Source organism: Georgfuchsia toluolica, from assembly GCF_907163265.1.
GTDB lineage: Bacteria > Pseudomonadota > Gammaproteobacteria > Burkholderiales > Rhodocyclaceae > Georgfuchsia > Georgfuchsia toluolica.
Window position 1 is genome coordinate 2407368 of the sequence record NZ_CAJQUM010000001.1, and the last position, 26875, is coordinate 2434242.

A 26875-nucleotide genomic window follows, 5' to 3' on the forward strand; every position below is an offset into this window, starting at 1 on the left:
TGGAAATATAGACTGCGCTGGATACCGGAACAAGCCTAGTAGTTATACTAGTATCAACACTAACTGGAATTCGTCCATGAACACACGTCGCCAGGAACTTGGCGCCTTCCTGCAAGCCATGCGCAAGCGCTCTGCGCCAGAGGCTTTCGGCTTTGCCACCGGCAGCCGCCGTCGCACGCAAGGCCTGCGCCGCGAGGAAGCCGCTCAGCTCGCCGGCATCAGCCCGACCTGGTACACCTGGATCGAACAGGGGCGCGAGGTGAAGGTGTCGCCCGAAGTGCTCGATCGGCTGGCGCAATCGCTGCGGCTGACTGGCACCGAACGCGCCTATCTGTTCGAAATGGCGGGGCGGCGCGATCCGCACGCGGCGGTGCCGGAAGCCGACGGTGCGCCGGAAACGCTTGCCGATCTACTCGCCGACATCACCATCCCGGCCTACCTCATGGGACGCTATTGGGATATACTCGCATGGAATAGACAGGCGGCCGAACTGTTCGCCGGTTGGCTGGACCAGCCGCAGGCTGTGGGCAGTGCACCGCCCAACATGCTGCGTTTTGTCTTCCTGCAGCCGCACGCCCGGCACTTCGTCGTAGACTGGGAAACCCGCGCCCGCCGCATCACTGCCGAATTCCGCGCCGACTGCCGCAGCCGTTTCGAAGAGCCGGCATTGCAGCGCCTGGTGGAAGAACTGAAGCAGGCGAGCCCCGAGTTCTCCCGCTTCTGGAAACAGCATGATGTGCTCGAACGTCAAGGCGGGGAGCGTTCCTTCCACCACCCCAGGCGCGGTCTCGTCGCCTACCGCCAGATCACCCTGCGGCCGGTGGAACAGGAGCACCTGAAGCTGGTGGTACTGAGTCCGGCCCAGGTTCGATGAGTTGATGGGGAATTGGTTTTTCTTGCGTGAGGGTTACTGCTTGGCGACGAGATAGTTCGCAACATCGTCGAGCGTCACCAGCCTGGCATAGTCGGACTCCGGTATTTCCACTCCCGTCTTTTCATTCAAGCCGAGCAGGAAATTCAGCCAGTCCATCGAATCGAGATCGACCTGCTTGCGCAATGGCTGGTCTGGCTGCAATTCCGCGGCCTCGACTTCGGGCGCGATGGACAGCAGCATCGCCATTGCGATTCGTTTTGCCTCTTCCACGTTCATGATGGTTTGCTTTCTTCGTCGACATCCAGCGCTTCCGGCTGCTGCAATTGTTCGCGCAACTCGGTGAGGAACAGCGCACCGCGATGGCCGTCCGACACACGGTGATCGGCGCTGAGGCTGACGGTCACGACGGGCAGCGCCTTGACCTGTCCAGCATCGGCCCAAGGCCGCTCGGTGATTTGGCCGAAGCCGACCAGCGCCACTTGCGGCGGATAGATGACGCCGAACACAGATTCGACGCCCTGGTCGCCGAGGTTGGTGACGGTGATGCTGGCTTCCGAGAGTTCCGAGCTCCTCAGCGATCCGGCGCGTGTGCGTTTGACCAGGTCGGAGAGTTCGCGCATCAGCGTGGTCAGATTTTTCTTGTCGGTGTCGAGCAGCGCGGGGGCCATCAGTCCGCTCTGGCGCAACGAGATGGCGACGCCCAGATTGAAACGCTCGGCGCGATGGAAGGCACCATCACGAAAGAAGCCGTTGAGGTCGGGATATTTCTTAAGTGTCAGCGCCACGGCCTTCAGCAGCAGCGCTGCGGGCAGCAGCCGATCCGCCATAACGCGGTCCGCATTCGCCTGCGTCAGCCAGTCGAGGGCACGGGCCATGGGAATCGATTCGGCCAGGTAGTAGTGCGGAATCTCGCGCTTGGAGCGGCTCATGGCCGCCGCGATGGCCTGGCGCATCTCGGCCTGCCGGTCCCTGGGCGCTGCGGCGCGCTCTACGTCCTCCAGCGTGACGGCACCATGTGGACCGGTGCCCTTCACCTTGTCGAGATCGACGCCAAGTTCCTGCGCGCGACGGCGAGCAACCGGCGACACGAGATGAGGTCTGGCGGCAGCGGTCGAAGGCTGCGGTGGCGGAATGACGACCGCAGGAGCCGTTACGACAGGCGGCATTGGCTCGGGTTTGGCCAACTTCTCGCGCTTGTACTTCTCCGCATCGGCAGGCGTTTCGCCGGCTTCGAGCAGCAGCGCGAGCACGGTACCGACTGGTATTTTTTCCTGGGGTTGCACAAGCAGATCGGCGACCGTGCCCTCCTGCCAGCACTCGACATCCACCGCAGCCTTCGAGGTGTCCACCACCGCGACCACCTGCCCCTTTTTGATCTTGTCGCCGGGATGCACCTGCCATTCCAGCAGCGTGCCTTCGTCCATGTCCGCGCCCAGCGAAGGCAGCCTGAATTCGATCACGTTTCTTCTCCGAACATTGATCTCACGGCGGCGACGATTTTTTCCGGCTGTGGCAAGGCAGCCTCTTCCAGGTGCCGCGCATAGGGAATCGGAACTTCTTCGGAACAAACCCGGGCCAGCGGCGCGTCGAGATCGTAAAACGTGTTTTCGACGATGCGCGCCATCACTTCGGCGGCCAGGCTGCCGCTCCTCCATCCTTCGTCGACGACGACGGCGCGGTGACATTTGCGTACCGTGGTGACGATGCTTTCGGTATCAAGCGGACGCAGCACGCGCAGGTCAAGCACTTCGGCGCTGATGCCGGCGGCGGCAAGCTGCTCCGCTGCCGCCAGTGTCTTGAACAAGGTTCCGCCGTATGTGATCAGCGCCACGTCCTTGCCTTCGCGTCGTACCTTCGCCGAGCGGATGTCCACCGATCCGGTGTCGGGCAGCTCTCCTTCCATGTTGTACAGCGCGGCATGTTCGAAGATCAGCACCGGGTCCGGCTCCTTCAGCGCGGCAGCAAGCATGTGGCGCGCATCCTCGATGGTCGCCGGAGCGAGGATGGTGATGCCGGGAATATGCGCATACCATCCTTCGAAACTGTGCGAATGCTGTGCCGCGACCTGGCGCCCGGCGCCGGTCGCCGTGCGGATCACCAGCGGCACCGAGAACTGCCCGCCCGACATGTGGTGATACAGGGCGGCGCTGTTGATGATCGGGTCAAGCGCCAGCAGACTGAAATTGACTGTCATCACCTCCACGACGGGACGCATGCCGCCCAGCGCGGCGCCGACCCCGGCGCCGACGAAGGCCAGCTCGGAGAGCGGGGTATCGCGGATGCGCTCGGGGCCGAATTCCGCCAGCAGATCCTTCGACACGGCATAGGTGCCGCCGTACATGCCGACATCCTCGCCCATGAGAAATACGCGCGGATCATTTTGCAGGGCTTCACGCAAGCCTTCGCGCAGCGCTTCGCGATAGCTGATGCGCCGGCTCACGATGGCTGCCCCCGCTGCGTGCAGACGCCGGCGAGCATTTCTTCCACCGTCTCCCACTGGCCCGCCTCGGCGTATGCCACGGCGGTGGCGACTTCGTCGTTCACTTTCGCATCGAGCGCGAGGAACTCGTCTTCGCTGAGTTTTCCTTCCTGCTTCAGGCGCGCGGTATAGGTGTGGATCGGTCCGCGCGTTTTCCATTCCTCCACCTCGGCCTTGCTGCGATAGAGCTCGGCGTCGAACATCGAGTGGGCGCGAAAGCGGTAGGTCTGGTACTCGATGAAGAGCGGCGCCTCGCCCGTCCTCACTTTTGCCACGGCCTGTTTCGTCGCTTCGTGCACCGCGACCACGTCCATGCCGTCCGCCCTGATGGTGGGAACCTTGTAGGAGGCCGCCTTGGCGCACAGGTCGGTTTGCGATTCCGAGCGCGCCAGCGCGGTGCCCATGGCATACAGATTGTTCTCGCAGCAGAACAGCACCGGCAGCTTCCACAATGCGGCGAGGTTCATCGCCTCGTGGAAGGCGCCCTCGGCCACCGCGCCGTCGCCGAAGAAGCAGGCGGTAATGCGTCCGGTTTCCCTCATCTTGTCGGCCAAGGCCAGCCCTGCGGCCAGCGGCAGACCGCCGGCGACGATGGCGTTGCCGCCGAACAGCCGCGTGCGCTTGTCGAACAGGTGCATCGAACCGCCGCGGCCACGCGCGCAACCCTCGCGCTTGCCATACATCTCGGCCATGATCACACCCATGTCCATGCCGCGCACCAGCGCATGGCCATGCTCGCGGTAGGTGGTGACAAGATTGTCCTCGGCCTGCAAGGCATGCAATGCGCCGACAGCCACCGCCTCCTCGCCTATGTACAAGTGCAAAAAACCGCGAATCTTGCCGGCGCCGTAGAGTTCCGCCGATTTTTCTTCCATGCGGCGGATGCGCAGCATGTCGGCGAGCAGCTTGAGCGCAAATGCCTTGTCGTAGGGCACCGGGCCGCTGGGTGGCGCCGGGATCGTCATGCTGCCCCCGCCGGGCTGTCCCAAGAGAGCGGCGATACATGAACCGGGAGCCGCGCCCAGCGTGGTTGAACCATAGTCGCCTCCGCCTGGGCGGGGGGTGGGGGGTGGGGAGCGTTCATGTTCCTCCGCTTTCCAGAGTGCTGGTGTCACCTTCAGGCAGGCCCAATTCGCGCGCCTTCAGCAGCCGACGCATAATCTTGCCGCTGCGCGTGCGCGGCAGCGTGGGCAGGAAGGCAATCTCCTTGGGCGCCACTGCGGCGCCGAGGCGCTTCCTTGCATGGCCCAGCAACTCCATGCGCAACGCCTCACTCTCACTGTAGCCCTGGTTGAGCGAAACAAAAGCCTTGACCATTTCGCCGATCAACGGGTCCGGCTTGCCGATGACGCCGGCCTCCGCGACGGCAGGATGTTCCATCAACGCACTCTCGACTTCGAAAGGGCCGATCAGGTGCCCCGCCGACTTGATGATGTCATCAGCACGGCCGACGAACCAATAGTAGCCGTCCGCATCGCACCGGGCCAGGTCGCCGGTGAGATACAGCTCGCCGGAAAAGCATTTGCGGTAGCGTTCCTCGTTGTTGAGGTAGCCGCGAAACATCGAGGGCCAGCCGCGGCGCAAGGCCAGTTCACCTTCAACATCGGGTTTGTCGACGACGGTAACCACGCCGGTCTCCGCATCGTGTCGCACGATGCAGGCGTCGACGCCGGGCAGCGGCCGTCCCATCGAGCCGGGTTTGATGTCGAAGGCCGGCGTGTTCGCAATCATGATGCCGCCGGTTTCGGTTTGCCACCAATTGTCGTGGATTGGCAGCCCCAGCACTTCCTTGCCCCAGCGGACCGCCTCCGGATTGAGCGGTTCGCCGACGCTGGCGATGAAGCGCAGGTTGGGAAACCTGTATTTGCGCGCGGCTTCGGCGCCGGCCTTCATCAGCATGCGTACCGCCGTCGGCGCCGTGTACCAGACGCTGACCTTCTGCTCCTGCAGGATGCCGTACCAGCGTTCGACATCGAATTCCTCGCGATCGACGATGGAAGTCACGCCATGCAGCAGCGGCGCAATGATGCCGTAGGAGGTGCCGGTCACCCAGCCCGGATCGGCGGTGCACCAGAAGATGTCGTCCGCATGCAGATCGAGGGCATACTTGCCAGTGGCATGGTGGGTGATCACCGCGCCGTGCACATGGATTGCCCCCTTGGGCATGCCGGTGGTGCCGCTGGTGAAATGCAGCAGTGCCATGTCATCTGCCGTGGTGCGCTCGATCTCGAATTCGTCGCTCGCTTGCGCCATCAGTCCGGCGAGGTCGAGCGTGCCGGGAATATTCGTGCTGCCGCCCTCTTCCGCCACCAGCAGCACATGCTGCAGCGAAGGCATTTTGTCGCGCCACTTTGCCACTTTGCGTTGATAGAGCGCATCCGTGGTGACCAGTACCTTGCCCTGTCCGAGATTCATGCGCGTGGCAATGGGCTCGGGACCGAAGGCGGAGAACAACGGCGAAACCACCGTGCCGTTCTTGAGGCTACCCAACAGCGCGATGTAGAGCTCGGGGATTCGTCCGGCGATAATGAACAGGCGCTCGTCCCTGCTTACACCGAGCTCGCGCAAGACGTTGGCGAAGCGATTGGTCAGGCGCGACAGATCGTCGTAAGTGATGTTGCGCGGCGCGGCGGAGCTACTGAGAAAGCGAAAGCTGGTCTTGTCGCGCAATGTTCCGCAAGCATGCCGATCCACAGCCTCCCAGGCAATGTTGAGGCCGCCGCCGGAAAGGCCCGCGAGTTCGCGGCGCGCCGCCTCCCAAGTGAACGTCCTGCGTTCCTTGTCGTAATCGACCAGATTCGGCACGACCCGCAGGCCGGCAGTCGTCTTGCGGATAATCAACGACACATCCATGCACTGGCTCTCCTTTCCGGAGTTGCTCCAACGCCGCCTGCCATTCGGATTCTGCTCGATGCATGATCCTTTGGATTGGACTGTTTGCCTGAAATCTTATTCCGATCCGTCATGGAATAGTGTGACCATTGTCAACAACAATGGCTGCACCAGCTGATAACGTGTACCCATCCTCCATCTGGGTGCCACCAATCCAGGTTTGCTATGCAAGTATCATCGCATGTCGATATCTGCATACCGGCCGATGGCCGGAAATTGCAGGGCGAGTTGACCGTGCCGCGCAACGCAAGCGGTATCGTTGCGTTCGCGCACGGCAGCGGCAGCAACCGGCACAGTCCACGCAACCAATTCGTTGCCCGCGAATTGCAGCGGGCAGGAGTGGCGACGCTGCTGCTCGATCTACTTGAAGAAGAGGAGACGGCGGACCCTGATAAGGTCATTGATCTCGGCATGCTCGCCGAACGGCTGCTGGCGGCAACGCGCTGGATCGGCGACAACCCGGCCACCGCTTCGCTTGTGCGGGGATATTTCGGCGCCAGCACTGGAGCGGCGGTGGCGCTCGTCGCCGCAGCTTGCAACACCGACGATGTGTCTGCAGTCGTGTCCAGAAGCGGCCGTCCCGACCTGGCGAAGCACTGGTTGCCGCAAGTGAAAGCACCGACGCTGCTGATTGTCGGCGGCAACGACGCGCCGGTGCTGCAATGGAACCGCGATGCATATCGGTGCCTGAGCGTCGAAAAGGAGTTGATCGTGGTGCCGAACGCGACTCATTTGTTTGAAGAGCCGGGGACGCTGGAGGAAGTGGCGCGGCATGCCTGCCGCTGGTTCGTCCGCCATCTCGCTGCAAAGGCGATCGGCGATGCGTGAAATCGCGCTGATTGCCGGCGATGCGCATCCCGAACTGGGACGCGGCATTGCGGATTCGATGGGGGCGACCTTGATCCCCGTCTCGATCTCGGTATTCGCCGACGGCGAGACGCGAATCCGCATCGAGGCCTCGGTTCGCAATACCGATCTGTACATCGTGCAGCCGACTTCCACGCCGACCAGCGAGCGCCTGATGACGCTGGCGCTGATCGCCGACGCGGCGCGCGCTGCGGGGGCTGCGCGGGTGACGGCGGTGGTGCCTTACTTCGGTTATGCGCGGCAGGACGCGCGCAAGAACCCCGGCGAACCGCTTTCGGCACGGCTGGCGGCGCATATCCTGCATTGCGCCGGCATTGGCCGGGTCGTCGCGCTGGAATTGCACTCGCCGGCGCTGGAAAATGCCTTCGACATGCCGCTGCTACACCTCAGCGCCGACAACCTGATGCTGCCCGTGATCCGCAGTTGGAACATTGCCGATCTGGCAATCGTTTCGCCGGATGCCGGTGGCTTCAAGCGCGCGCAGCGCTATGCGACGGCGCTGACAAAGCCCTTGGCAGTGGTCGCCAAGACCCGTCCCTGCGCGGACGTTGCCGTCACGCTGCAAATCCTGGGCGAGGTGCGCGGATGCACTTGCCTCATCGTGGATGACATGGCGAGTACCGGCGGCACCATTGCCGGCGCCGCCTGCGCATTGTTCGCTGCCGGCGCCAAAGAGGTCAGCGCACTCTTCATCCATGCCGTCATGGCGACGGGCGCGCTGGACAGAATTTGCGCCGCCTCGGTACGACGGATTGTTACCACCGACAGCGTGTGCTGCGATGCCGATCCGCGTGTCGAAGTCGTGCCGATCGCCCGGTTCCTGGCGCAAGCCATGATGTCGGACCGCTTGCCGTGATGGCCGCCCGCAGCATGGGCGCCATGGGCAATCAGGTGCATGATGCCCACGTTTTTTTGTTGGGCAACGATACTTCATTGCGTTTCGTCAACCCCAATGCGGCAGACTGAAATCTATTATTCAGATATATGGCAGCGGGTGACCCCAAGGCCGTGCGGGTCTTTGCAGGAGCGGCCTTGCGACCAGTGCCGGAGACATGAAAAGGAGTCCGCGAAATGCGCCAAGAATTTGGCATGCCCCTCATAGTGGGAATGATACTGTTGGCTGGGTGTACAACCATGCCTGCCGGACCGAGCGTCATGGCGTTGCCCGGCTCAGGTAAAACCTTCGATCAGTTTCGGCTGGATGACTTCGATTGCCGGCAATACGCCCAGGCCCAAGTCGGAGGAGCCACGGCAAATCAGGCCGCCACGGACGCAGGAATTCGCAGCGCGGTGGTGGGGACAGCCGTGGGCGCCGCCGCCGGAGCCGCATTGGGTGGCCGCGATAGTGCGGGAGAAGGCGCGGCCGCCGGCCTGCTGGTCGGCAGCATGGCCGGTGCCGGTGCTGCCGAGGGTTCGGCATACGGGATTCAGCGTCGCTACGACATTGCCTACATCCAGTGCATGTATGCCAAGGGTGAGCAGGTTCCGGTTCCGGCTGGATTTTCCGCAAGAATGCCCCAGTCGTCGAATGTGCCGCCGCCACAGCCATCAGGAGTTCCACCCCCGCCGCCCCGTTGAGCGCCATGCGTTCAGCGGGCAGGAATTTCCTCTCATTCCAAAAAAGGAGATGCCATGAATGCCAAGATCTTCATTCCCGCAATTTTGTCCGCTGCGCTCATCGCGGTTCCTCCCGCCATCGCGGCCGGCCCCCATTGGCAGAATAAGGACATTCGTCATTTTCAGGACCGCGACGTTCATCGCTGGGCGACCGGTCACTGGTATCACGGCCACCATGACGGCCGACTCGGCTGGTGGTGGGTGGTCGGCCCGGCTGTCGCTACCGCTTTGTGGTATTCCTATCCGGCACCGGTCTATCCCTATCCCGACCCTTATGTGCCGGCACCGATGGTCGTTGTGCCGGCGCCAACCCAGATGATTCAGCAAGCCCCGCTGCTGGCTGAGCCCGCGGCGCCGTCAGTCTGGTATTTCTGTCAATCAAGCGGCAAATACTATCCCTATACGGCGGCGTGCCCTGAAGGCTGGAAGACGGTCCCGGCGACGCCACCCAGCCAGTAGCAGGGCGACCAAACGCAGCACGGCGCCTGTCCTTCGATGCTGGTGCAGTTGATTTCACCATTCGATTTTGTGGGAGGTTAAATGTTCAGACATATTCTCGTACCCACCGATGGCTCCGGGCTTTCGACAAAGATAGTCAACCAAGCTGTTGGATTTGCCAAGGATGCCGGGGCCAAAATTACTTTCTACTTTGCCAAGCCGGATTGTCCGGTCGCCTTTTATGCGGGAATGGATACTATTGATCCGTTGACCCTGGAAAGTCTTGCCAATATGACGGAACAACAGGCGGAACAGATACTCGCTGCATGCGAAAAATTGGCGCGGGATGCCGGCGTGACCTGTGCCAGGGCAAGTACGGTCAGCGATTCTCCCTACCGGGGCATCATCGATGCCGCTGCATCCAATGGCTGCGACCTGATCTTCATGGCATCGCACGGCCGCCATGGCCTCAACGCCTTGCTGCTGGGATCGGAAACCAGCAAGGTGCTGGCACATGCCACTATCCCGGTGCTGGTCAGTCGCTGACGGGAAGATGAGCTCCGGTCGGAGTTCGGGTTTCTTGTAGAACGTCCCGCAGCCGGTAATACAGCATCTCCAGCATCAGCATCTGGGCAAGTAGAAATACGCCATTCAGGAACAGTAGGCAGTACTTCATGGGACGTGGAAAAATCCGATCGGACAGTCCCCCGTTTGAATCTCCCTGTTACCAGGGAACAAACGACGCTCATCGCGATCCCGAAGGGTCAGGTCAAGCTCGGGGGACTGTCCAATCGGGTCTTTCACTTGAATCATAGTCTGGCAGGCATCGCGTATATTGATTATCGTCACTAAACCTCACTGCGCTGGCCGGACACGAACGACGCACTCAAGAAGATACCCGCGGCCCGATAAGAATTCATTTTCTGCCTGCCATCGTCAGCCTCCGCATTTTCAGAGCAATTGGTGACTTCCATCATTGTCTTGCCGTAACCGAAGAGCATAATCAGGTTCGAATGGGGAAGAAAGGGCAGTTGATGCTGCTACCAACGCCGCCGGCCAAGTTGTGCTTCACATGAACAGAATTCAAGCCCCCTGTCCTGAAACGTCCGAGGCGCGCCTGACCCGCATCATCGGCGAGATGCTGGCCGAGTTGCGTGGCCAGCTCGTGCCGCGCGTATCGCTCGACGACAACCTGGAACACGAACTGGGCATCGACAGCCTGGCGCGCGTGGAGCTGGTCCTGCGCATCGAGAGTACCTTCGAAGTACGCCTGCCCGAAACGCTCGTCGCCGATGCGCGCACGCCGCGCGATCTGCTGCGCGCGCTGGCCGCCGCATCCCCGCGCGTGGCGTTCGACCTGGCGCAGGCGCGCGAGCTGACGCCGCGCATCGATGAAGCCGGGGAGCCGCGCGAAGCCGGGACGCTGCCCGACGTACTCGAATGGCATGTCGCGCGCCATCCTGATCGCCTGCACATCAGCCTGCTGGAGCAGGACGAACATGCCGAGCCGCTCACCTATGGCGCACTGGCCGATGAGTCGCGGGCCGTCGCGAACGGGCTGGCAGCGCATGGGATCGAGTCCGGTCAGACGGTCGTAATCATGCTGCCGACGAGCCGCGATTTCTTTCTCGCTTTCATCGGAACGCTGCTCGCGGGCGGCGTACCGGTGCCGATCTATCCGCCGTTCCGCTGGACGCAGATCGAAGAGCATTTGCGGCGGCAGGCCGCCATCCTTGCCAACTGCGCCGCACCGTTGCTGGTCACGCTGGCGAGCGCGCAACCCGTCGCGCGGCTGCTGCAGGCACAGGTGCCGTCCCTGCGCCACGTGTTGGATGTCGCTGATCTGGTGTCATCAAGACACCACGCAGGGCATGTCGCCGCCAGCGCCACCGCGCTCATCCAGTACACTTCGGGCAGCACCGGGCAGCCGAAGGGCGTGGTGCTCACGCATGTCAACCTGCTTGCCAACATCCGGGCGATGGGAGAGGCGGCGCAGGCCAGTTCACACGATGTCTTCGTGAGCTGGCTGCCGCTCTACCACGACATGGGTCTCATCGGTGCCTGGCTCGGCAGTCTGTATTACGGCATTCCCCTGGTGCTGATGCCGCCGCAGAGTTTCCTCGGTCGTCCGGCACGCTGGCTGTGGGCCATCCACCATCATCGCGGCACGATTTCCGCCGGCCCCAACTTCGCCTATGAAATGCTCGCAGCGAAGGTTCCCGACGATGAATTGCGCGGACTCGATCTGTCGAGCTGGCGTCTCGCTTTCAACGGCGCCGAGCCGGTGCGCGCCGCGACGCTCGACAAATTCGCGGGGCGCTTCGCCTCGCATGGCTTCGACGCCCGCGCGCTGGCGCCGGTGTACGGGCTGGCCGAATCCGGACTCGGGCTGACTTTCTCGCCGCTCGGGCGCGCGCCGCTGGTCGATCGCATCGACACCGCATCGCTTGCACGCGAGGGGCGCGCGCAATTCGTTGCCGCCGACGCGCTTCCGGCAATGGATGTGGTGAGTTGCGGACGGCCATTGCGCGCTCATCAGGTGCGCATTGTGGACGCGCTTGGAGGTGAGGCGCCGGAGCGCGTTGAAGGACGCATCGAGTTCCGCGGACCCGCGGCCACGGCGGGCTATTTCGACAACCCCGAGGCAACCGCGAAGCTGATCCACGAAGGCTGGCTCGACACAGGCGATGTCGGTTACCTCGCGGCGGGCGAGCTCTACATCACCAGTCGGGTCAAGGACCTCATCATCCGCGGCGGCCAGCACATTCATCCCTACGACCTGGAGGAATCAGTCGGCGCCCTGCCGGGCGTACGCAAGGGCTGCGTCGCGGTCTTCGGCGCCACGGACAGGGCAAGCGGCGGCGAGCGCGTCGTCGTGGTCGCCGAAACACGCGCGGTCGGAGACGAGGCCCGGCTTGCCCTGCGGCGCAGGATTGCCGAACTGGCGAATGCCCAGCTCGGTGTGCCGGCTGATGACATCGTACTGGTCGGCGAGCGCGTGATCCTCAAGACTTCGAGCGGAAAGATTCGTCGTGCCGCCTGTCGCGAACTCTACGAGCGCGGCTTGCTCGGTGCAGCGCAGCGCCCGGTCACCCTGCAGTTGGGTCGGCTTGTCTTGAGCGGAATGATCGCAGGTAGTCGTCGGCTCGGCCGCACGGTTGCAGCGTGGCTACTGGCGGCCTACCTGTGGGGCTTGTTCGCGCTGCTCTCGGTTGTCGCAGTGGCAAGCCTGCTGCTGCCACGGTCCGCACGAAGGGGCACGGTCCGCAAGCTGGCGCGTCTGTTCATCGCGCTTTCCACCATTCCGGTGCGGGTCGGGGGTGAAGAGCGACTCAGGGGAGCCCTGCCAGCGGTCATCGTCGCCAACCATTCGAGCTACTGCGATTTCCTTTTGCTCGCCGCGCTGCAGCCGGCGGAAGCCACATTTGCCGCGAAACGCGAATTCGCGCCGCATCCGTTCATGGGTCCCATTCTGCGCCGCCTCGGCGTCATCTTCGTCGAGCGTTTTGACACCCGGCAGGCGGTCGAGGATGCACACGAGATTGCGCGGGCAGTCGCCACGGGGGAAGCGGTCGCTCTTTTTCCGGAAGGTACCTTTACCCGCGCCCCGGGCCTGCTGCCGTTTCACATGGGGGCCTTCGTCGCAGCGGCGGAAAGCGGTCGCCCGATAATTCCGGTCACGCTGCGCGGCACGCGCTCGGTGCTGCGCGACGAATCGTGGTTCCCGCGGCGCCATCCGCTGGAGGTACGCGTTCATGCACCGCTGCAACCGCACGGCCACGACTGGGCTGAAGCGGTCCGCCTGCGAAACGAGACGCGGCGCGTGATTCTCGATCACTGCGGAGAGCCCGATGCCGGCTAAAGAGAAACCGGCGCGGGTCCTGAAGCCGCGCACGACGCCGAACAGGCGTGAATGCTGGTCGCAGCGAGTGACCGAGACCAGCAATGCGCTGGATCTGGAGCCCGGCGTGTTCACGTTACGCGATCCACGGCAAATCGCGCTGTCGCTGAAAACATCCGCCGAACAGAGCCGGCGCCGCAAGGCCGATCCCTTCCGTTCCGCCATGTCGATGCTCAGCTTCTACATCAATCGCGCCGGGTGGCAACTTCCCGCTGGCCAGCGTGCATGCCTCGAAGCCGCAAAGGACGAACTTCGGCTGCTTTTCGGTAAGCCATGCCATCGCCGCGAACGGCTCGGTTCAGGCCAAGACTGACACTGGTTCGTATTCCAATCGAATCGCCTAACCAGATGAATCTAATGGATACTGGACTATTTCAGTTCCTGCGAGATGAGCTTCTCAGGCTAACCCAGTGCTGCCACCCAGCGCGGATCAGATCAATCATCCCGTTTTCTCCTGGGAGACAGCCATTCAGGTTTTCACATCATAAAATCGAATCGAATTTCGCCCAGCCTCTTTGACTTGATACATTGCATTATCAGCATTTCTAAGAGTGTCATCCGGGCTGGCTTCATGATTGATAAACAACGCGACGCCGATGCTCGCCGTGCAACGATGTTCAATGATTGTCGCTGCATTCTTATTGCTTCTGATAGCCAGCAAGTAAGGGGCAGCCATGGCGGCACGAATTTTTTCCGAAACGTGACGAGCTTCTGTGGTGGACTTGGCTTTATCAACATCCAACTCGATGAGCACAACCACAAACTCATCACCGCCAAAACGTGCAACTGTATCCGTTTCGCGTACGCAGCCCATAAGCCGATCTGCCGCCTCAATCAACAATAAATCTCCAACGTCATGCCCATGAGTGTCATTAAGCGGCTTGAAGTTGTCCAGATCAATGAACATTACTGCACCATAGCGGCCGCTGCGCTTGCTGGCAGCCATGGCCTGATTCAAGTGGTCATTAAGCAATCGGCGATTGGGGAGCCTGGTAAGAAGGTCATAAAAAGCTAGTTGCCGCACTTGCTCTTCATTCCGTTTCCGCTCGGTTATATCCACATGGGTACCGATCATGCGTATCGCGTGCCCTTGGGCATCACGTTGCAACGCCTTGCCACGACCCAGTATCCATTTCCATGAGCCATCCTTGCATTTCATGCGGTACTCGACCTCAAAACTCTGGCGGCGATTATCTATGCATTCCTGGTTGACCGTGAGGGCTTGTTGATAGTCGTCAGGATGGATTAATTCACTCCAACTATGACCTGTCATGGGGAACTCGTTGACTTCATAACCGAGCATTCGATAGTAGGCAGGGCTGAAGAAGCCAGTATCGTCCGTGATATTCCAATCCCACAGGCCATCAGTGCTTGCCTCCATAGCTTGGCGAAAACGCTCTTCACTTTCCCGTAACGCTTCCAGAGATATCTCAAGCTGTTGAGTACCTTTATGCAGTCTGATAATGACCAGACTGATCAAGACGGCCGTGACGCAAAAAAAAGCCAGTGGCGTATAGGTGGCAATATCCGTGGAGAATGCTCGATATGGCGGAATGAAGAAATACTCGCCTGCCAGCCCCGAGAGAACCGATACCAGAATTCCGGGGCCTGAACCACAATAATAAAATGTAATAAGTATTATGGGATAGAAGGTAACAAAGGCGAGGCCGCCCTCGACTGGCGCCATCAAAAAACGTAAAAGTAATGCGAGAGAAAATAGAACTACTGCAAGAGAGTAGCGAATATAAAATGGCGCCCTAATTAGTTTCTCTGGAAAGCTCAGCATTGGAATAAGTAGTTCCGCGTTTGAATTATGAAGATACTCTAGCGAAGCTGGATGCCTTTGACCAGCAAATTATGCGGTCATCCAATCGATCGCTGACAGCCGAACGGAGACGACTGGTTTCGCTGCAAGCGCTACCCAAATGGCAATTAGTGCCACACCCAAGATTATCAATCACAAAATACAGGCAGCTGAAAAATGCTGCTGGTGTATCGTGGTCTCAACGCCTGCTTTTGAACTGCACAATGCCGGCACTCTCCGTTTCCCGCTTGCCCAGCAAGCCGCCGACGATCAGATCCACCGCCTGTTCCGGAGAAAGGCCGTGGGCCATCAGGGTTTCCATCTGCTGGTGGTCGACGCTGCCGATGGCGGCCTCGTGGGTGACCTTGGCTTGGGGATGGGTCACTTTCACCAATGGCTGGGCACTGGCCACCGCCCGATCCTTGACGATCTCCATGCAGTCCACGTGACCGCGGGCCTGCGCCGCATTGCCCTCGGTAATGCCCACGATCTCGGCTGTCGCGTCATGCTCGATTGCGACGCGGGTCTTGATCAGACCGCGTGCCGCCCGGCCCGCCAGCACCAATCGTTCGCGGATGCGAATGGCATCCGTGCCGTGGCCGAACACCCGGGCCGTGAGTTCCACCACGGCCTCTTCGTCGGCTTCGACCTCGTAGTCGATGTCCAGTTTGCCCACCCGCCCCGTGGTGAGAGAGAAATCGGAACGGTAGAGGCCGTGCTTGCCCACTTTCACTGTCGCCTTGGGCACCACGGTCACGCCGCCGTAGGGACCGTGGTAATGACCTTCTGCGTAACTGAGATGGGCGCCGTCACCGACCTCTATCGCGGCGTCCATGAGATGTTCCACCCGCGTAGCGTTAGGGAAAAAACAATGGGCGACAATGTCGACCGCGGCACCATCCTCCAGCACCAGATGCATATCGATGTGTTGCCGGCCCTCGGCAGGCAGGACGCCGAAACAGAGATGCAACGGGTGCGCCAGATGCACATCCCGGGCGACACGGATGCTGGCCACGATGCCGTCCGCAGTTTCCCTGGCGGCGACTTCCAGTCCAGGCACCTGGCGCTGACTCAGCAGCTGGTGGCCGCTCGCCATCAGATGCGCCGTCTGGTTATTGGCGAGTATGGCGCGATCGACGCCCTGGCTGTCCAGCACTGTCAACCATCTATCCAGTTCAGTCATCGTGACAGTCCTTCCCGTTGCATTTCAGGCACGCCCGGCCCCGGTAACTGATCGCCACCGTGTCCGGATCGCCGCTGCAGACGATGCGCCCGCCGCAGAGTTGCGAGGCGCGATCGGCCATGCGGGCAAGCTCCTCGCGGTGGGTGATCAGCAACACCGCAGCACCGCCTGCCTTGAAGGTGCGAATCAACTCCATGACCTCGTGGATCGACAACAGGTCGATTCCCGCCGTGGGCTCATCGAGGATTACCAGGCGCGGATCCAGGGCCAGTACCGAGGCCAGTTCAATGCGCTTGCGTTCGCCGCCGCTCAGGGTCTTGTCCACCATGCGCGTTAGATAATCCGGCGGCGCCAGGCCAACGCGATGCAGGCACTCCTCCGCACCCATCCTGCCTTTGCCGAGGCGTAAATAATCCCCCACCGAAAGACCTTCGAAGCGCGCCGGTTCCTGCCAGGCGAGGGTGATGCCGAGGCGGGCGCGTTCGTGAAGGGGCAGGGCATCGATGCGTCGGCCATCGAAACGAATCTCTCCACTACCGGCACGATAACCCTCGCAGCCCATGATGAGATAGGCCAGCGTACTCTTGCCGGTGCCGTTGGTGCCGACCAGCGCATGAATTTCGCCCGCCGCCACCGATAAATCCAGACCCTCCAGCACTGCCCGCGCCGGCACGCTAAAACTCAGGCCATCGATTTCGAGAAGTGCCATTGCTTATCTCAACTCCGGCAGCTTGGTCATCAAGGCGATAATATGAAACTGGAACATCGATGGATGATGCGGCACACGTTGCATGATGTAAACAGCATAGGTCAAAAACAGTGGTGACGGCGACATTTCGCTTCTACGAGGAGCTCAATGACTTTCTGGCGCCCGAGCGGCGCCGGAGCGAGTTCAGTGTGCCTTGCGCGCGCGCGGCCACCACCAAGCACATGATCGAAGCCCTCGGCGTGCCGCACACCGAGGTCGAACTGATTCTCGTCAATGGGGAATCGACGGGATTCGATCATTTGCTGCAGGACGGCGACCGAGTCGCCATCTATCCGAGGTTCGAGGCGCTCGACATCACGCCGCTGCTGCGCGTGCGCGAGTGGCCGCTGCGCGTGACGCGTTTCGTCGCCGATGCCCATCTGGGCGGACTTGCCCACCTGCTGCGCATGGCCGGTTTCGATACTCTTTATCGCAACGACTTCCACGATAGCGAGATCGCGGACATCGCCGTCCGCGACGGGCGCATCGTGCTCACGCGCGACCGCGAGTTGCTCAAGCTGCGCAGCATCACGCATGGCTGCTACGTTCATGCCCTGAAGCCGGCGCAGCAATTCCAGGAGATCGTGGCCCGGCTGGATCTGGCGCGCAGCGTTCGCCCGTTCAAGCTCTGCATGGAGTGCAACGCGCCGCTGCATCCTGTCGACAAGGCGCGGGTGCTCGAGCGCCTGCCGCCCTCGGTACAGGCGAATTACGAGCGCTTCACCACCTGCGATGTTTGCGGGCGAGTTTTCTGGGAAGGGTCGCACTGGAAAAAGATGCGGGCACTGCTGGCCGAGTCGCTGCGCAAAGGCGATTGAAGCGCCCAACGAGTTCCCCGCTGTGCCTGTTCACGATCCTGCAGCGCGCCGCAATTGCTTCTCGCGATGTTCCCCGCCGCTGATCATTTTGGCGAGATCGGACATCTCTTCACCCAGCAGCCGAATCAGATCGTCCGCTGCGATCAGTCCCACGAGTTCGCCCGCGGCATTGACGACAGGCAGGCGGCGCATGCCCTTTTGCCGCATGAGGGCCATGACTTCGGCAACTCCCGCGTCTTCGCGCACACAGACGAGTTCGGGACTCATCACGTCGCCGACCGTTGTCAGCGCGGGGTCGAGGCCGATCGCCACGACGCCGACGGCAACATCGCGGTCGGTGAACATGCCGACCGGAATATTCTTCCCGTCCCGCCCGTCAATGACGACGAGACTTCCAATGTGCTGTTTGCGCATCAGTTCCGTTGAAGTAACGATACTGTCATTCGTTTTGACAAAGGTCACTACGCGGCTGCAAATTTCTCCAATAGCCATGACAACCTCCTGTTAATGTGGCGCGGCAAGGGCTGCATCAATGCAGCGTTTCCGTCCCGCCACGTTATGCCACTTCAATGATCATCCTGGATCCGCGCCCGTTCTTCCTCGGCGGGCACGCCGGTATCGGGATCGACCCAGTCCGAGATGCCAATCTCCGCTTCCGCCTGCTCGAGCGATTCGCCGGGCTCGAATTCGGTTTCCGCTTCGCTGGATTGCATGTCCAGCACCGCCTCGAGCAGCGTCGGGAACGGCCCGTATTCCTTCAACGTTTCCATTTCCTGCCAGTAAAATCCGTCGGGACGTTCGACGATCCTGGTCTGGTCGTAGTCAGCGGGAGTTTGGGGAATGATTTGTGTCATGGCTCACCACGCGCGAAAGTTGCCGGAATCGACATTACAACAATATACGGGGCCAAACGGCTTGATGAATATCACTAACCGTCTTGATACAGAGGTGAAAAAGCCCTGCGCAAAGCGGCATGCCGTGCATGGCCAGCTTCAAGCAAGAGCGCTATCGGTGCGCTGGTCCACTGCCGCCGCCAGAGCCCTGAGCTTTTCGCTCACGATAACGCTGTAGGGCGGCGCGTGTGCCAGTTCGCGCAACTCCTCCGGCAGCTTTGACAAGCCGGCCAGGGCATGCTCCCGGATCGATTCCAATGGCCGCACGACGGCGAGCCGCCGGCCTGCCTCCATCACCGGTACGAGCAGCGGCATCCCCGGCTGAATATCGTCTTCCGTCGTCAGGATATCCCCACATATCTGGCCGTTTGCGTCATGGCTGCGATACACCTGTTTGCGCCCGGGCCAGGTCGCCTTGCCCTCGGAGCGCTTGCGCCGCGCCAGCCCGGCGTATTCCTGCAGCTTGTAGGCGCAATCGAGGTAGGGCGCATCGGCGGAAGTATTCATGCGCGTGCCGACACCAAATCCGTCGATGGGAGCTCCGGCATCGACGAGCTGCTTCAGCTTGTATTCGTCCAGATTGCTGCTGGCGAATATCCTTGCGTCGTTCAAGCCGCCTGCATCGAGGATGCGGCGCACGCGCCGCCCATGCTCGGCCAGATCGCCGCTGTCGAGGCGCACGCCCTGGATCGAGACGCCCTCCCGCGCGAGCTTCCGCGACAGCGGAATCAGGTTGCGCGCCGCCGCCTCGGTATCGTAAGTATCGATCAGCAGGGTCGATGCATGGGGATGCGAGCGGGCGAAATGTTCGAAAGCCTCGGTCTCGCGTTCATGGGCCTGGATGAACGAATGCGCCATGGTTCCGTAAAGGGGAATGTTCCAGCGCATGCCGGCCAGCACCGTGGCGGTTCCATCGAAGCCGACAATGTAGCTGGCCCGTGCCGAGAGCAGGCCGGCCTCGGCGCCATGGGCGCGGCGCAGGCCGAAGTCCACCAGCAGTTTTTGCGGCGCCACCAGCCGCATTCTGACCGCCTTCGATGCCACCATGGTCTGGAACTGCAGCAGGTTGATGATGCGCGTTTCGGCCAGCTGCGCCTGGGGTATCGGCGCAATGACGCGCAGGATCGGTTCATCAGGGAAGAAAATCGTTCCTTCCGGCATGGCCTGCACGCTGCCGGTGAATCGCATCGTTGCAAGCGAATCGACGAAGCGTTGATGGAATCTTCCGCAACCGGCAAGCCAGTCGATCTCCTCGTCGGTGAACGCCAGGTTTTCCAGGAAATCGACCACCTGTTCCAACCCGGCCGCGACGAAGAAATTGCGCTGCTCCGGCATCTTGCGCACAAAGAACTCGAATACGGCAATGTCATTCATCCCCTGGTCGAAATAGGCCTGCAGCATGGTGAGCTGGTAGAGATCGGTGAGCAGCGCGCTGGTGCGGTCGGTCATGTGGATCACTCCATGATCTGTTGGCGCTCTATGCAAACAGCGCCCAGCCGCACCATCTCGACGAGAGCCCGCTCTCCATCGTCCGGCGTTACGTCCACGGCACGGATCGTATCGGTAAGTACCACGGCGGCATAGCCGAGGCGCATGCCATCGCGTACCGTGTTGAGCACGCAATAATCGGTGGTCAGGCCACCGATGAAGAAGCGCCTTACGCCTGCCTTGCGCAGCAGCCGGTCCAGTTCGGTGCCCTCGAAACTTGAATAGGCCTCCTTGTCGCGCAGCGTGGCCTTGGAGACGATGACAACGCTGTCGGGCAGAACAAGGCTTGCGGAAAAACGCGCGCCATCGGTGCCGGCCACACAGTGCTGCGGCCACGGCCCGCCTTGCGCATGGAACGAGCAATGGTCGATCGGATGCCAGTCGCGGGTGGCGACGACCATCAATCCATGCCGCGTGAAGTCCACGATGCAAGCGTTGAGAATTTGCACGACTTCGTCGCCATGCGCCACCGCCAGGCTGCCTCCCGGTAGAAAGTCGTTCTGTATGTCCGTCACCAGCAGCACATCTCCGGTCTGAAGGTGAATTGCGGACTCTTGTCCTTGCATGATGGCTCTCCGTCACTCGGTGAAACTACTTGAGCTTGATTTCCGTCCACAGCCGGCTCAGCAGGCGGCGTTTGCGGCGATCCATGTCCTTTAGCTGTTCCAGCCGCGTCAATATGCGCCGGTCGGGAAAAATTCCCGGGTTGGCGGCAATTTCCGGTTGGACGTAGGGCAAGGCCGCCTGGTTCGGATTGCCGGAACCGGTCAGATTGGTCAGTTCGGCCGAGTTGCGGCCATTCAGCATGAAATCGATGAAGCGCAGGGCGAGGTCCGGCCTTGGCGCATCGTGCGGAATCACCATGCTGTCCAGCGCCAGCACGGCGCCTTCGCGCGGGACGGTATATCCGATCTTTATCCCCCGCTTTGCCTCTCGGGCGCCGGCCGCGGCCTGAAACATGTCGTTGGAATAGCCATGGGCGAGCCAGATGTCGCCCGAGGCGAGCAGGCGGATATAGCTGGTGTTGTTAAACGCGGCCCAATAAGGCTTGGCGTCCATGATGACTTGCGCCGCACGGCGCCAATGCGTTTCGTCCGGGTCGTTGACGGAAAGGCCGAGGTATTTGAGGGCGGCCGCCATCAGTTCGCGCTGATCGTCGAGCACCGTCACCTTGCCCTGCATGCGCATCAGGTAGCGCGGCTCGAAGATCGCCGCCCAGGTATCGGTGGGCACGCCCAGCGCCTTCATGCGCTCTGCGTTGTAGCCGATCAGGGTGATCGTGTAGGCATAGGGAATGGAATAGATGTTGCCGGGATCGAAGTGCGGGTTGAGATAGGCAGGATCGATATTCCTGAAATTGTCCAGCTCGCCTTTGTCGATGGGGCGCAAGGCCTGCTGCCGAACCAGCGATTCGACCGCGTTCCCGGTCGGCACCAGGATGTCATAGCCCCTGGCACCGGCGGCCAGCTTGGCGAGAAGCTCGTCGTTGGAACCGTAGGTGTCGTAGGAAACATTGCATTCGCATTCGCGCCTGAAGCGCTCCAGGGTCTGCGGACCGATGTAGTTGTTCCAGTTGTAGATGTGCAGGGAGTCTGCGGCATGGCAGCCAAACGCGGCAAGGAAAGCCGCGGCGACAAGCCATTTGCAGACCGCCTTCGCGCATCGGCTCATGGATCACACTCCGCTGCGCAGCACATGTGGGGAAAGGCGCGAAGCAAGCGACACCAGCGCCAGCGTCAACAGCACCAGCGCCGTGGAAACGGCATTCACCTCCGGCGTCACGGTGATCTTGATCATGGTGTAGATCTTCAGCGGCAGGGTTGTCGCATCCACCCCGGCCGTGAAAAAAGTAATCACGAAATCGTCAATGGACAGCGTAAAGGCCAGCAGCGCGCCGGCCACCACGCCGGGCAGGAGGAGCGGCAAGGTGACAAAGCGGAAGCTTTGCCAAGGCGTCGCATTCAGATCGCGCGCCGCTTCCACCAGTGAGGCGTCCATTCCCGCCAGGCGCGTGCGCACCACGATGGCGACGAAGGAAATACAAAAGGCAATGTGGGCCAGAATGATCGAGGTAAAACCGAGCGTGAGGTTGATCAGGACGAAGAAGATGAGCAGGCTGACGCCGGAGAGCAGCTCGGGAATCGCCAGCGGCGCCACAATGAAGAACGGCAGCAGGGGCAGCCGGTAGCGGTGCAGAGCGAAACCGGCCATGGTGCCGAGCACGGTGGACACCGCGCTTGCCGTCAGCGCGATCAGCAGCGAATGCCAGGCGGCACGCAGCATCTCGCCATCGCCGGCCAGCACCCGATACCAGTGCAGGGTAAAGCCCGTCCATTGAAAGCCGAGCCGGGACTCGTTGAATGAATAGACGATGACGATCAAGAGCGGCACATAGAGGAAGGCATATACGCCAACGGTATATAACCAGATCCATGCGGAGTGTCTGCTACGCATAGAGCCGTCCTCCGCCACGCCGCGCCGCCAGCGCGGCAACGGCGACAAACAGCAGCACGATCAGCGTCACCACGATGGAGAGCGAACTGCCGAACGGCCAGTCGCGCGCTTCGAGGAACTGCATCTTGATCACGTTGCCGATCATGATGCCGCGCGTGCCGCCGAGAATGTCGGGCACCGCAAACGCGCCCAGCGCGGGAATGAACACGAGAATGGCGCCGGCGATGACTCCCGGCAACGACAAGGGAAACGTCACGCGCCGGAAACATTCCCAGGCATTCGCGCCCAGATCGCTGGCCGCATCGAGCAGGGCCGGATCGTGTTTTTCCAGATTCGCGTACAAGGGCAGGATCATGAAGGGCAGATGCACATAGACCAGGCCGACGATCACGGCAAAGGGAGAAAACAGCAGCGCTACCGGCTCCAGATGCAGCAGCCCCAACGCGTCGTTGACCAGCCGCGTCAATGCCGCCTGCGGGCCGAGGATGATCATCCAGGCGTAGATCCGCACCAGGAAATTGCTCCAGAACGGCACGATGACCAGCAGGAACAGCGTGTTGCGCCAGCGCTTGGGGCTGCGGGCGATGGTGAGCGCCAGCGGGTAGGCGAGGACGAGGCAGAGCAGGGTCACCGCCACCGCGTAGCCGAACGATTTCAGGATCAGGAAACCGTAGATCGGAGTGACAAGATCGGTGTAATTGTCCCAGGTCAGGTCGAATCGGATTCCTCCAGCATCGCGGATCCAGAGCGGAGACAGCCCCCCCTCTGGGCCGGGCCAGGCAAACGAGGCGGCCACCATGATCAAGGTCGGCATGGCGAAAAGCAGCAGCAGGTACAGCCACGGCGGGCCGCCGATCAGCCAGGCCGTCAGGCGCGCATTCCTGTTCACTGAGCTATCCATCGAGGAATCTCCCTGCTCCCGCCGGCCAGGAGACGCGGACGCTCTGCCCGATCTTGAATGATTGTCCGCCGCTGGCGGTAAAGTTCGGCAGCAGGATTTCCAGTTCCGCCCCGGCTGTCAGTTCGACCACGTAACGGGTCATGTCGCCCAGATACAGCTGTTGCCGCACCACGCCCGAAAAACAGTTCTTGTAATGCGGCGCCGCCTGTTCGGAATCGAGATGCAGCTTCTCCGGGCGCAGCGCGAGGGCGCCGCTCTGACCACGGCGGATCGCCGCGTCGGCGATATGTGCGTCGATATTGCCCACCTTCTGTGCGGCAAGCTGGGCCGTCGCGCCGTCGACCGCAACGATGGTCGCCTCGATCAGGTTGCAGGAGCCGATGAAGGCGGCGACGAAACGATTCGTCGGAAACTCATAGAGCCGGGCGGGCGCGGCGAGCTGGATGATTTTGCCCTTGTCCATCACGGCGATGCGGTGCGACAGCGCGAGCGCCTCGCCCTGGTCGTGCGTGACATAGATAAAGGTGATCTTCACTTCCTGCTGCAATTTGATGAGTTCCATCCGCATCTGTTCGCGCAACTTGAGGTCGAGCGCGGCGAGCGGCTCATCGAGCAGGAGGATTTGAGGCTTGTCGACCAGCGCCCTGGCGATGGCCACACGCTGGCGCTGGCCTCCCGACAATTCGTCGGTATAGCGCGCCGCGATTTCCGGCAGCCGCACTTGATCGAGCGCCTCCTGAACCCGTGCCCGGATTTCCGCGCGCGGCACGCCACGCATGAGCAGCGGGAAGGCAATGTTCTCTGACACGTTCATGTGGGGAAACAGGGCATAGTTCTGGAACACCGTATGGACCGGCCGCGCCTCGGGGGCAACCCCGGATATGTCATTCCCATCGAGGAATATTCGGCCGCGATCCAGCGGCTCCAAGCCGGCGATCAGCCGCAGCAGGGTGGTCTTGCCGCAGCCGGAGGGGCCCAGCAGCGTAAAGAACTCGCCGGAGTCTATCTGCAGGCTGACGTCATTTACGGCACTTAAGGAACCGAAGTTCCGGGTAACGTTCCGGATATCGAGAGATGTCATTGGCGTAATTCATCCAGGCGCCATCCGTGCCCGGCGCAGGCACTCGATGACTTCTGCATCTTCCACCTGTTTGAAACTTGCGTAGAACTGGCCAACGGCATAAAATGCCAGCGGCCGATGCAGACAGACCACCTCGTCGGCCAGCGCGGTCACCCGCGCCAGCGCCTCGCCCGACGCGACCGGTACGGCGCAGACGAGGCGGGCCGGCTTGCGGTCGCGCACCGCCTGCAACGCGGTAACCATGGTGGCACCCGTTGCCAGGCCATCATCGACGACAATTGCGATTCGCCCGGCCGGATCCAGGGACGGTGCCACGTCTTTCAGCATCTCGCGGCGCTCGCGGATATTGGCGCGTTGGGTCTCGATTTCCCGGCGCAGGTAGCCCTCGTCGGCACCCGTGCTGGCGGCGTAGTCCTCGACCTCCCTCCAGCCCGATTCCGCAACTGCGCCGATGGCAAACTCCGGGTTTCCCGGCGCGCGAAGCTTGCGCACCAACACCACGTCCAACTCGCCCTGCAGCTGTTTCGCCAGAATTTCCCCCATCGGCACTGCACCGCGCGGAATGGCCAATATCAGGGGATTCCGGCCGAGGTAGCTGTCCAGCGCCCTGGCCAGAAGTCTTGCAGCAGCGGCACGATCATCAAATATCATCTTCATCTCCTGCTTGACTTGTGTGCAAGATACGAAAGATTTGCCAATTATTTTTTCAGTATGCTCGTTTTTGGCTCCCTGGAACTTGTCGAAAATCACAACAATGTTCCCTGCCCCGTCACCACCGGGGTCTGATCTGGAGAATAATTTGGTCATTTGCAGCGGAGTCCTTCGCTGTGCCAACTCCCGGGAATGAACTGCAATGTTCCTGCCGACATCTGCTTTTCCTTCACCGGCTTCCAGGCTCGCGGCGGCGCCACCAACGTCCATCGTGACGGCTGGAGCATCGCATTTCCGAAGGTCGCGGGGTGCCTGTCTTCCTTGATCCGCAGTCTCCCTTCGCCGTTGCCTGTAGACCGCATAGTCATGTTTGTCGACGGCGCTTATCGTGAACCGTAGTTGGTGGATACCGCTCCTCGGCCTAAGCGACCTGTAATCAGCTGGCCAATTTATCGATCTGGAACGGCCGCTTGCAAATTTTGCGAATGCATACTTTCGACTGTTGCGGACATGCGATTGCTCCGAGGTGGGCGCTCAGAGTTCAGGTGAATGAAAGCTCCCGTTTAGTTTGCACAGATGCAGAGCGGAGTGATCACAAAGCGAACGCATTCTGTTGTCGTCCAATACCGACAAAGAATAAAGCAGAAAAACAACTGGTTGCAAGTGAATGGCTGTCATTGTGTCGGAGTATGGCGACAAACTCTTGTCATAGACATCATGGTTACATGCGCTGTATGGCAACTAACCAACTGAATGAATGGCGTAACTTATTTCCATGATCGGTCCGGCATGAGAATTGCAACAACGGACCGCTTAGCGGTCTGGGCATATTGCGCCGTACCTAACGTCTGAAGCTGATACTGCTGTCGTGCAACGGAATTATGTCGCGAGTGTCGCTCCATCATAAAGATCGCGTTAGGCATTTTGAATGCCGACGCACTTCAATTCTAGGGAGCCATTTTGGGAATCAAGATCAATGCAGTTGCGAAACTCCATTTGTTCGCTGACGCTCTTATCATTGCTCTGGACGAGCGTGATACTTATACGCGGAGCCACTGTAACCGTGTAGCGGTCCTTGCAAAAGAACTTGGCGAGGCATGCGAATTATCATGCAATGAATTGGAATTGCTCCACCTAAGCGCCCTTCTTCATGACATCGGGAAGATTGATATTCCTGACGAGATTCTACTAAAGTCATCGGCCCTCAATGGCGAAGAATGGTCGGTGATGAAGACACATTCCGAGAAAGGAGAGCAAATCGTCAGTTTCGCTGGCACAGAGTTCGTCAAAGATCTGGCACCAATAATTCGTCATCATCATGAATCGTTCGATGGTGGCGGTTACCCGGATGGCCTTTGCGGCGAGAACATACCGCTGCTATCGCGACTTTTGCTGGTAGTCGATGCCTATGATGCCATGCGCACATGGCGCCCCTATCATAAGGTTAGAACGCATTCCGAAGTGATGGAAATTCTGGATTCGGAGAATGGCAGGAAATTCGATCCTGATATTCTGCTGGAGTTTGCCGGGCTCATTGATAAAAGCCCTTCGCTTGCCAACTACTTCGACATGCGAAAAACCAACGTTAATGGCTGCTCGCGAGATAGCCGAACTTCCGCTTGGGTCGGCAACACCGATTGAGTCTTTTGAAAAGCGATCTCCCGTTCGTTAAAGAAAGCTCGCAAACTCACTTTAACTTCACTCCTGCCGCGGTAGGGGGAGACCGGTTAGATGATTTTCATTCCCGCTCCGATATTTTGTGTGCGCGGGCCACCAACAGCCGCTC

At 60.9% G+C, this 26875-nt stretch carries 29 protein-coding genes; 11 read left to right on the top strand and 18 right to left on the bottom strand.

The annotated features are described in order from the left end of the window. Positions 1-76: 76 nt before the first annotated feature. Positions 77-874, top strand: a complete 798-nt coding sequence (locus tag K5E80_RS11375; protein WP_220636263.1) for a helix-turn-helix transcriptional regulator — start codon at positions 77-79, stop codon at positions 872-874. Positions 875-907: 33 nt separating this feature from the next. Here the strand turns inward: K5E80_RS11375 and K5E80_RS11380 are convergent, their stop codons facing one another. The 5 genes from K5E80_RS11380 to acsA form a co-directional block, all read right to left on the bottom strand. Further along, complete coding sequence (locus K5E80_RS11380) at positions 908-1150, bottom strand: acyl carrier protein (protein WP_220636264.1); 243 nt, start codon at positions 1148-1150, stop codon at positions 908-910. Beyond that, positions 1147-2334 carry a dihydrolipoamide acetyltransferase family protein gene (locus K5E80_RS11385; RefSeq protein WP_220636265.1) on the bottom strand — a complete coding sequence of 396 codons (1188 nt, stop codon included), beginning with the start codon at positions 2332-2334 and terminating at the stop codon, positions 1147-1149. Before K5E80_RS11385 ends, K5E80_RS11380 begins: the two co-directional genes overlap by 4 nt. After that, positions 2331-3314, bottom strand: a complete 984-nt coding sequence (locus tag K5E80_RS11390; RefSeq protein WP_246590955.1) for an alpha-ketoacid dehydrogenase subunit beta — start codon at positions 3312-3314, stop codon at positions 2331-2333. Before K5E80_RS11390 ends, K5E80_RS11385 begins: the two co-directional genes overlap by 4 nt. Then, entirely contained in the window at positions 3311-4318 is a 1008-nt protein-coding gene (gene pdhA / locus K5E80_RS11395; protein WP_220636266.1) for a pyruvate dehydrogenase (acetyl-transferring) E1 component subunit alpha, read from the bottom strand. The genes K5E80_RS11390 and pdhA overlap by 4 nt, the downstream gene beginning before the upstream one ends. A 115-nt stretch (positions 4319-4433) precedes the next feature. Further along, the gene (acsA, locus tag K5E80_RS11400) at positions 4434-6206 is read right to left on the bottom strand and encodes an acetate--CoA ligase (RefSeq protein ID WP_220636267.1); all 1773 of its coding nucleotides are present in this window, start codon (positions 6204-6206) and stop codon (positions 4434-4436) included. A gap of 204 nt (positions 6207-6410) precedes the next feature. Between acsA and K5E80_RS11405 the strand changes: the two genes are divergently transcribed. From K5E80_RS11405 to K5E80_RS11425, 5 genes are all read left to right on the top strand, one after another. Next, entirely contained in the window at positions 6411-7073 is a 663-nt protein-coding gene (locus K5E80_RS11405) for a dienelactone hydrolase family protein (RefSeq protein WP_220636268.1), read from the top strand. Continuing rightward, complete coding sequence (locus K5E80_RS11410) at positions 7066-7968, top strand: ribose-phosphate diphosphokinase (RefSeq protein ID WP_220636269.1); 903 nt, start codon at positions 7066-7068, stop codon at positions 7966-7968. Before K5E80_RS11405 ends, K5E80_RS11410 begins: the two co-directional genes overlap by 8 nt. 278 nt (positions 7969-8246) lie before the next feature. Then, the gene (locus tag K5E80_RS11415) at positions 8247-8690 is read left to right on the top strand and encodes a hypothetical protein (RefSeq protein WP_246590956.1); all 444 of its coding nucleotides are present in this window, start codon (positions 8247-8249) and stop codon (positions 8688-8690) included. A 54-nt stretch (positions 8691-8744) separates the two neighbouring features. Then, positions 8745-9188 carry a hypothetical protein gene (locus K5E80_RS11420; RefSeq protein WP_220636271.1) on the top strand — a complete coding sequence of 148 codons (444 nt, stop codon included), beginning with the start codon at positions 8745-8747 and terminating at the stop codon, positions 9186-9188. Between the two features lie 81 nt (positions 9189-9269). Then, positions 9270-9713, top strand: a complete 444-nt coding sequence (locus tag K5E80_RS11425) for a universal stress protein (RefSeq protein ID WP_220636272.1) — start codon at positions 9270-9272, stop codon at positions 9711-9713. On the opposite strand, the gene K5E80_RS11430 is transcribed toward K5E80_RS11425, so the two are convergent. Further along, positions 9703-9843: a hypothetical protein gene (locus K5E80_RS11430; RefSeq protein ID WP_220636273.1), complete on the bottom strand. Its 141-nt coding sequence runs from the start codon at positions 9841-9843 to the stop codon at positions 9703-9705. The genes K5E80_RS11425 and K5E80_RS11430 overlap by 11 nt on opposite strands. A gap of 396 nt (positions 9844-10239) precedes the next feature. Between K5E80_RS11430 and K5E80_RS11435 the strand changes: the two genes are divergently transcribed. Together K5E80_RS11435 and K5E80_RS11440 are read left to right on the top strand one after the other, a co-directional pair. Then, positions 10240-13029: an AMP-binding protein gene (locus K5E80_RS11435; protein ID WP_220636274.1), complete on the top strand. Its 2790-nt coding sequence runs from the start codon at positions 10240-10242 to the stop codon at positions 13027-13029. Then, positions 13019-13381 carry a DUF3175 domain-containing protein gene (locus K5E80_RS11440; RefSeq protein WP_220636275.1) on the top strand — a complete coding sequence of 121 codons (363 nt, stop codon included), beginning with the start codon at positions 13019-13021 and terminating at the stop codon, positions 13379-13381. The genes K5E80_RS11435 and K5E80_RS11440 overlap by 11 nt, the downstream gene beginning before the upstream one ends. A 156-nt stretch (positions 13382-13537) precedes the next feature. On the opposite strand, the gene K5E80_RS11445 is transcribed toward K5E80_RS11440, so the two are convergent. The 3 genes from K5E80_RS11445 to K5E80_RS11455 form a co-directional block, all read right to left on the bottom strand. Beyond that, a complete protein-coding gene (locus K5E80_RS11445) occupies positions 13538-14854 on the bottom strand; it encodes a diguanylate cyclase domain-containing protein (protein WP_220636276.1) in 1317 nt (438 codons plus the stop codon). Positions 14855-15071: 217 nt separating this feature from the next. Continuing rightward, entirely contained in the window at positions 15072-16055 is a 984-nt protein-coding gene (locus tag K5E80_RS11450) for a SufB/SufD family protein (protein WP_246590957.1), read from the bottom strand. Next, the gene (locus K5E80_RS11455) at positions 16048-16764 is read right to left on the bottom strand and encodes an ATP-binding cassette domain-containing protein (protein WP_220636277.1); all 717 of its coding nucleotides are present in this window, start codon (positions 16762-16764) and stop codon (positions 16048-16050) included. Before K5E80_RS11455 ends, K5E80_RS11450 begins: the two co-directional genes overlap by 8 nt. Positions 16765-16877: 113 nt before the next feature. Here K5E80_RS11455 and K5E80_RS11460 point away from each other — a divergent pair, with 113 nt between their 5' ends. Beyond that, on the top strand, positions 16878-17621 hold the full coding sequence (locus K5E80_RS11460) for a Mut7-C RNAse domain-containing protein (protein ID WP_246590958.1): 744 nt from the start codon (positions 16878-16880) through the stop codon (positions 17619-17621). A 30-nt stretch (positions 17622-17651) separates the two neighbouring features. Here the strand turns inward: K5E80_RS11460 and K5E80_RS11465 are convergent, their stop codons facing one another. The 9 genes from K5E80_RS11465 to K5E80_RS11505 form a co-directional block, all read right to left on the bottom strand. Next, positions 17652-18113, bottom strand: coding sequence for a CBS domain-containing protein (locus K5E80_RS11465; RefSeq protein WP_220636279.1), 462 nt, complete (start codon positions 18111-18113; stop codon positions 17652-17654). A gap of 74 nt (positions 18114-18187) precedes the next feature. Continuing rightward, positions 18188-18475, bottom strand: a complete 288-nt coding sequence (locus tag K5E80_RS11470) for a hypothetical protein (protein WP_220636280.1) — start codon at positions 18473-18475, stop codon at positions 18188-18190. 138 nt (positions 18476-18613) lie between these two features. After that, positions 18614-19963, bottom strand: coding sequence for a nicotinate phosphoribosyltransferase (locus K5E80_RS11475; protein ID WP_220636281.1), 1350 nt, complete (start codon positions 19961-19963; stop codon positions 18614-18616). A 5-nt stretch (positions 19964-19968) separates the two neighbouring features. Then, on the bottom strand, positions 19969-20568 hold the full coding sequence (locus K5E80_RS11480) for an isochorismatase family protein (RefSeq protein WP_220636282.1): 600 nt from the start codon (positions 20566-20568) through the stop codon (positions 19969-19971). Positions 20569-20593: 25 nt separating this feature from the next. Continuing rightward, positions 20594-21673: an ABC transporter substrate-binding protein gene (locus K5E80_RS11485; RefSeq protein WP_220636283.1), complete on the bottom strand. Its 1080-nt coding sequence runs from the start codon at positions 21671-21673 to the stop codon at positions 20594-20596. 3 nt (positions 21674-21676) lie between these two features. Then, entirely contained in the window at positions 21677-22456 is a 780-nt protein-coding gene (locus K5E80_RS11490; RefSeq protein WP_220636284.1) for an ABC transporter permease, read from the bottom strand. After that, positions 22449-23345: an ABC transporter permease gene (locus K5E80_RS11495; RefSeq protein ID WP_246590959.1), complete on the bottom strand. Its 897-nt coding sequence runs from the start codon at positions 23343-23345 to the stop codon at positions 22449-22451. Before K5E80_RS11495 ends, K5E80_RS11490 begins: the two co-directional genes overlap by 8 nt. 4 nt (positions 23346-23349) lie before the next feature. Next, positions 23350-24438: an ABC transporter ATP-binding protein gene (locus K5E80_RS11500; protein ID WP_220636286.1), complete on the bottom strand. Its 1089-nt coding sequence runs from the start codon at positions 24436-24438 to the stop codon at positions 23350-23352. Between the two features lie 9 nt (positions 24439-24447). Beyond that, positions 24448-25089: a phosphoribosyltransferase gene (locus K5E80_RS11505; protein WP_220636287.1), complete on the bottom strand. Its 642-nt coding sequence runs from the start codon at positions 25087-25089 to the stop codon at positions 24448-24450. 156 nt (positions 25090-25245) lie between these two features. On the opposite strand from K5E80_RS11505, the gene K5E80_RS17205 reads away from it, so the two are divergent. Then, complete coding sequence (locus K5E80_RS17205; RefSeq protein ID WP_281420244.1) at positions 25246-25488, top strand: class II glutamine amidotransferase; 243 nt, start codon at positions 25246-25248, stop codon at positions 25486-25488. Positions 25489-26049: 561 nt separating this feature from the next. After that, on the top strand, positions 26050-26730 hold the full coding sequence (locus K5E80_RS11515; RefSeq protein WP_220636289.1) for an HD-GYP domain-containing protein: 681 nt from the start codon (positions 26050-26052) through the stop codon (positions 26728-26730). The last annotated feature ends 145 nt before the right edge of the window (positions 26731-26875 follow it).

Coding starts and splice junctions, on each gene's coding strand:
- K5E80_RS11435 (WP_220636274.1), top strand. CDS start 10,240: ATGAACAGAATTCAAGCCCCCTGTCCTGAAACGTCCGAGGCGCGCCTG.
- K5E80_RS11470 (WP_220636280.1), bottom strand. CDS start 18,475: ATGACACAAATCATTCCCCAAACTCCCGCTGACTACGACCAGACCAGG.
- acsA (WP_220636267.1), bottom strand. CDS start 6,206: ATGGATGTGTCGTTGATTATCCGCAAGACGACTGCCGGCCTGCGGGTC.
- K5E80_RS11415 (WP_246590956.1), top strand. CDS start 8,247: ATGCCTGCCGGACCGAGCGTCATGGCGTTGCCCGGCTCAGGTAAAACC.
- K5E80_RS11425 (WP_220636272.1), top strand. CDS start 9,270: ATGTTCAGACATATTCTCGTACCCACCGATGGCTCCGGGCTTTCGACA.
- K5E80_RS11480 (WP_220636282.1), bottom strand. CDS start 20,568: ATGCAAGGACAAGAGTCCGCAATTCACCTTCAGACCGGAGATGTGCTG.
- K5E80_RS11440 (WP_220636275.1), top strand. CDS start 13,019: ATGCCGGCTAAAGAGAAACCGGCGCGGGTCCTGAAGCCGCGCACGACG.
- K5E80_RS11450 (WP_246590957.1), bottom strand. CDS start 16,055: ATGACTGAACTGGATAGATGGTTGACAGTGCTGGACAGCCAGGGCGTC.
- K5E80_RS11375 (WP_220636263.1), top strand. CDS start 77: ATGAACACACGTCGCCAGGAACTTGGCGCCTTCCTGCAAGCCATGCGC.
- pdhA (WP_220636266.1), bottom strand. CDS start 4,318: ATGACGATCCCGGCGCCACCCAGCGGCCCGGTGCCCTACGACAAGGCA.
- K5E80_RS11490 (WP_220636284.1), bottom strand. CDS start 22,456: ATGCGTAGCAGACACTCCGCATGGATCTGGTTATATACCGTTGGCGTA.
- K5E80_RS11465 (WP_220636279.1), bottom strand. CDS start 18,113: ATGGCTATTGGAGAAATTTGCAGCCGCGTAGTGACCTTTGTCAAAACG.
- K5E80_RS11420 (WP_220636271.1), top strand. CDS start 8,745: ATGAATGCCAAGATCTTCATTCCCGCAATTTTGTCCGCTGCGCTCATC.
- K5E80_RS11505 (WP_220636287.1), bottom strand. CDS start 25,089: ATGATATTTGATGATCGTGCCGCTGCTGCAAGACTTCTGGCCAGGGCG.
- K5E80_RS11455 (WP_220636277.1), bottom strand. CDS start 16,764: ATGGCACTTCTCGAAATCGATGGCCTGAGTTTTAGCGTGCCGGCGCGG.
- K5E80_RS11500 (WP_220636286.1), bottom strand. CDS start 24,438: ATGACATCTCTCGATATCCGGAACGTTACCCGGAACTTCGGTTCCTTA.
- K5E80_RS11430 (WP_220636273.1), bottom strand. CDS start 9,843: ATGAAGTACTGCCTACTGTTCCTGAATGGCGTATTTCTACTTGCCCAG.
- K5E80_RS11475 (WP_220636281.1), bottom strand. CDS start 19,963: ATGACCGACCGCACCAGCGCGCTGCTCACCGATCTCTACCAGCTCACC.
- K5E80_RS11405 (WP_220636268.1), top strand. CDS start 6,411: ATGCAAGTATCATCGCATGTCGATATCTGCATACCGGCCGATGGCCGG.
- K5E80_RS11445 (WP_220636276.1), bottom strand. CDS start 14,854: ATGCTGAGCTTTCCAGAGAAACTAATTAGGGCGCCATTTTATATTCGC.
- K5E80_RS11410 (WP_220636269.1), top strand. CDS start 7,066: ATGCGTGAAATCGCGCTGATTGCCGGCGATGCGCATCCCGAACTGGGA.
- K5E80_RS11380 (WP_220636264.1), bottom strand. CDS start 1,150: ATGAACGTGGAAGAGGCAAAACGAATCGCAATGGCGATGCTGCTGTCC.
- K5E80_RS11485 (WP_220636283.1), bottom strand. CDS start 21,673: ATGAGCCGATGCGCGAAGGCGGTCTGCAAATGGCTTGTCGCCGCGGCT.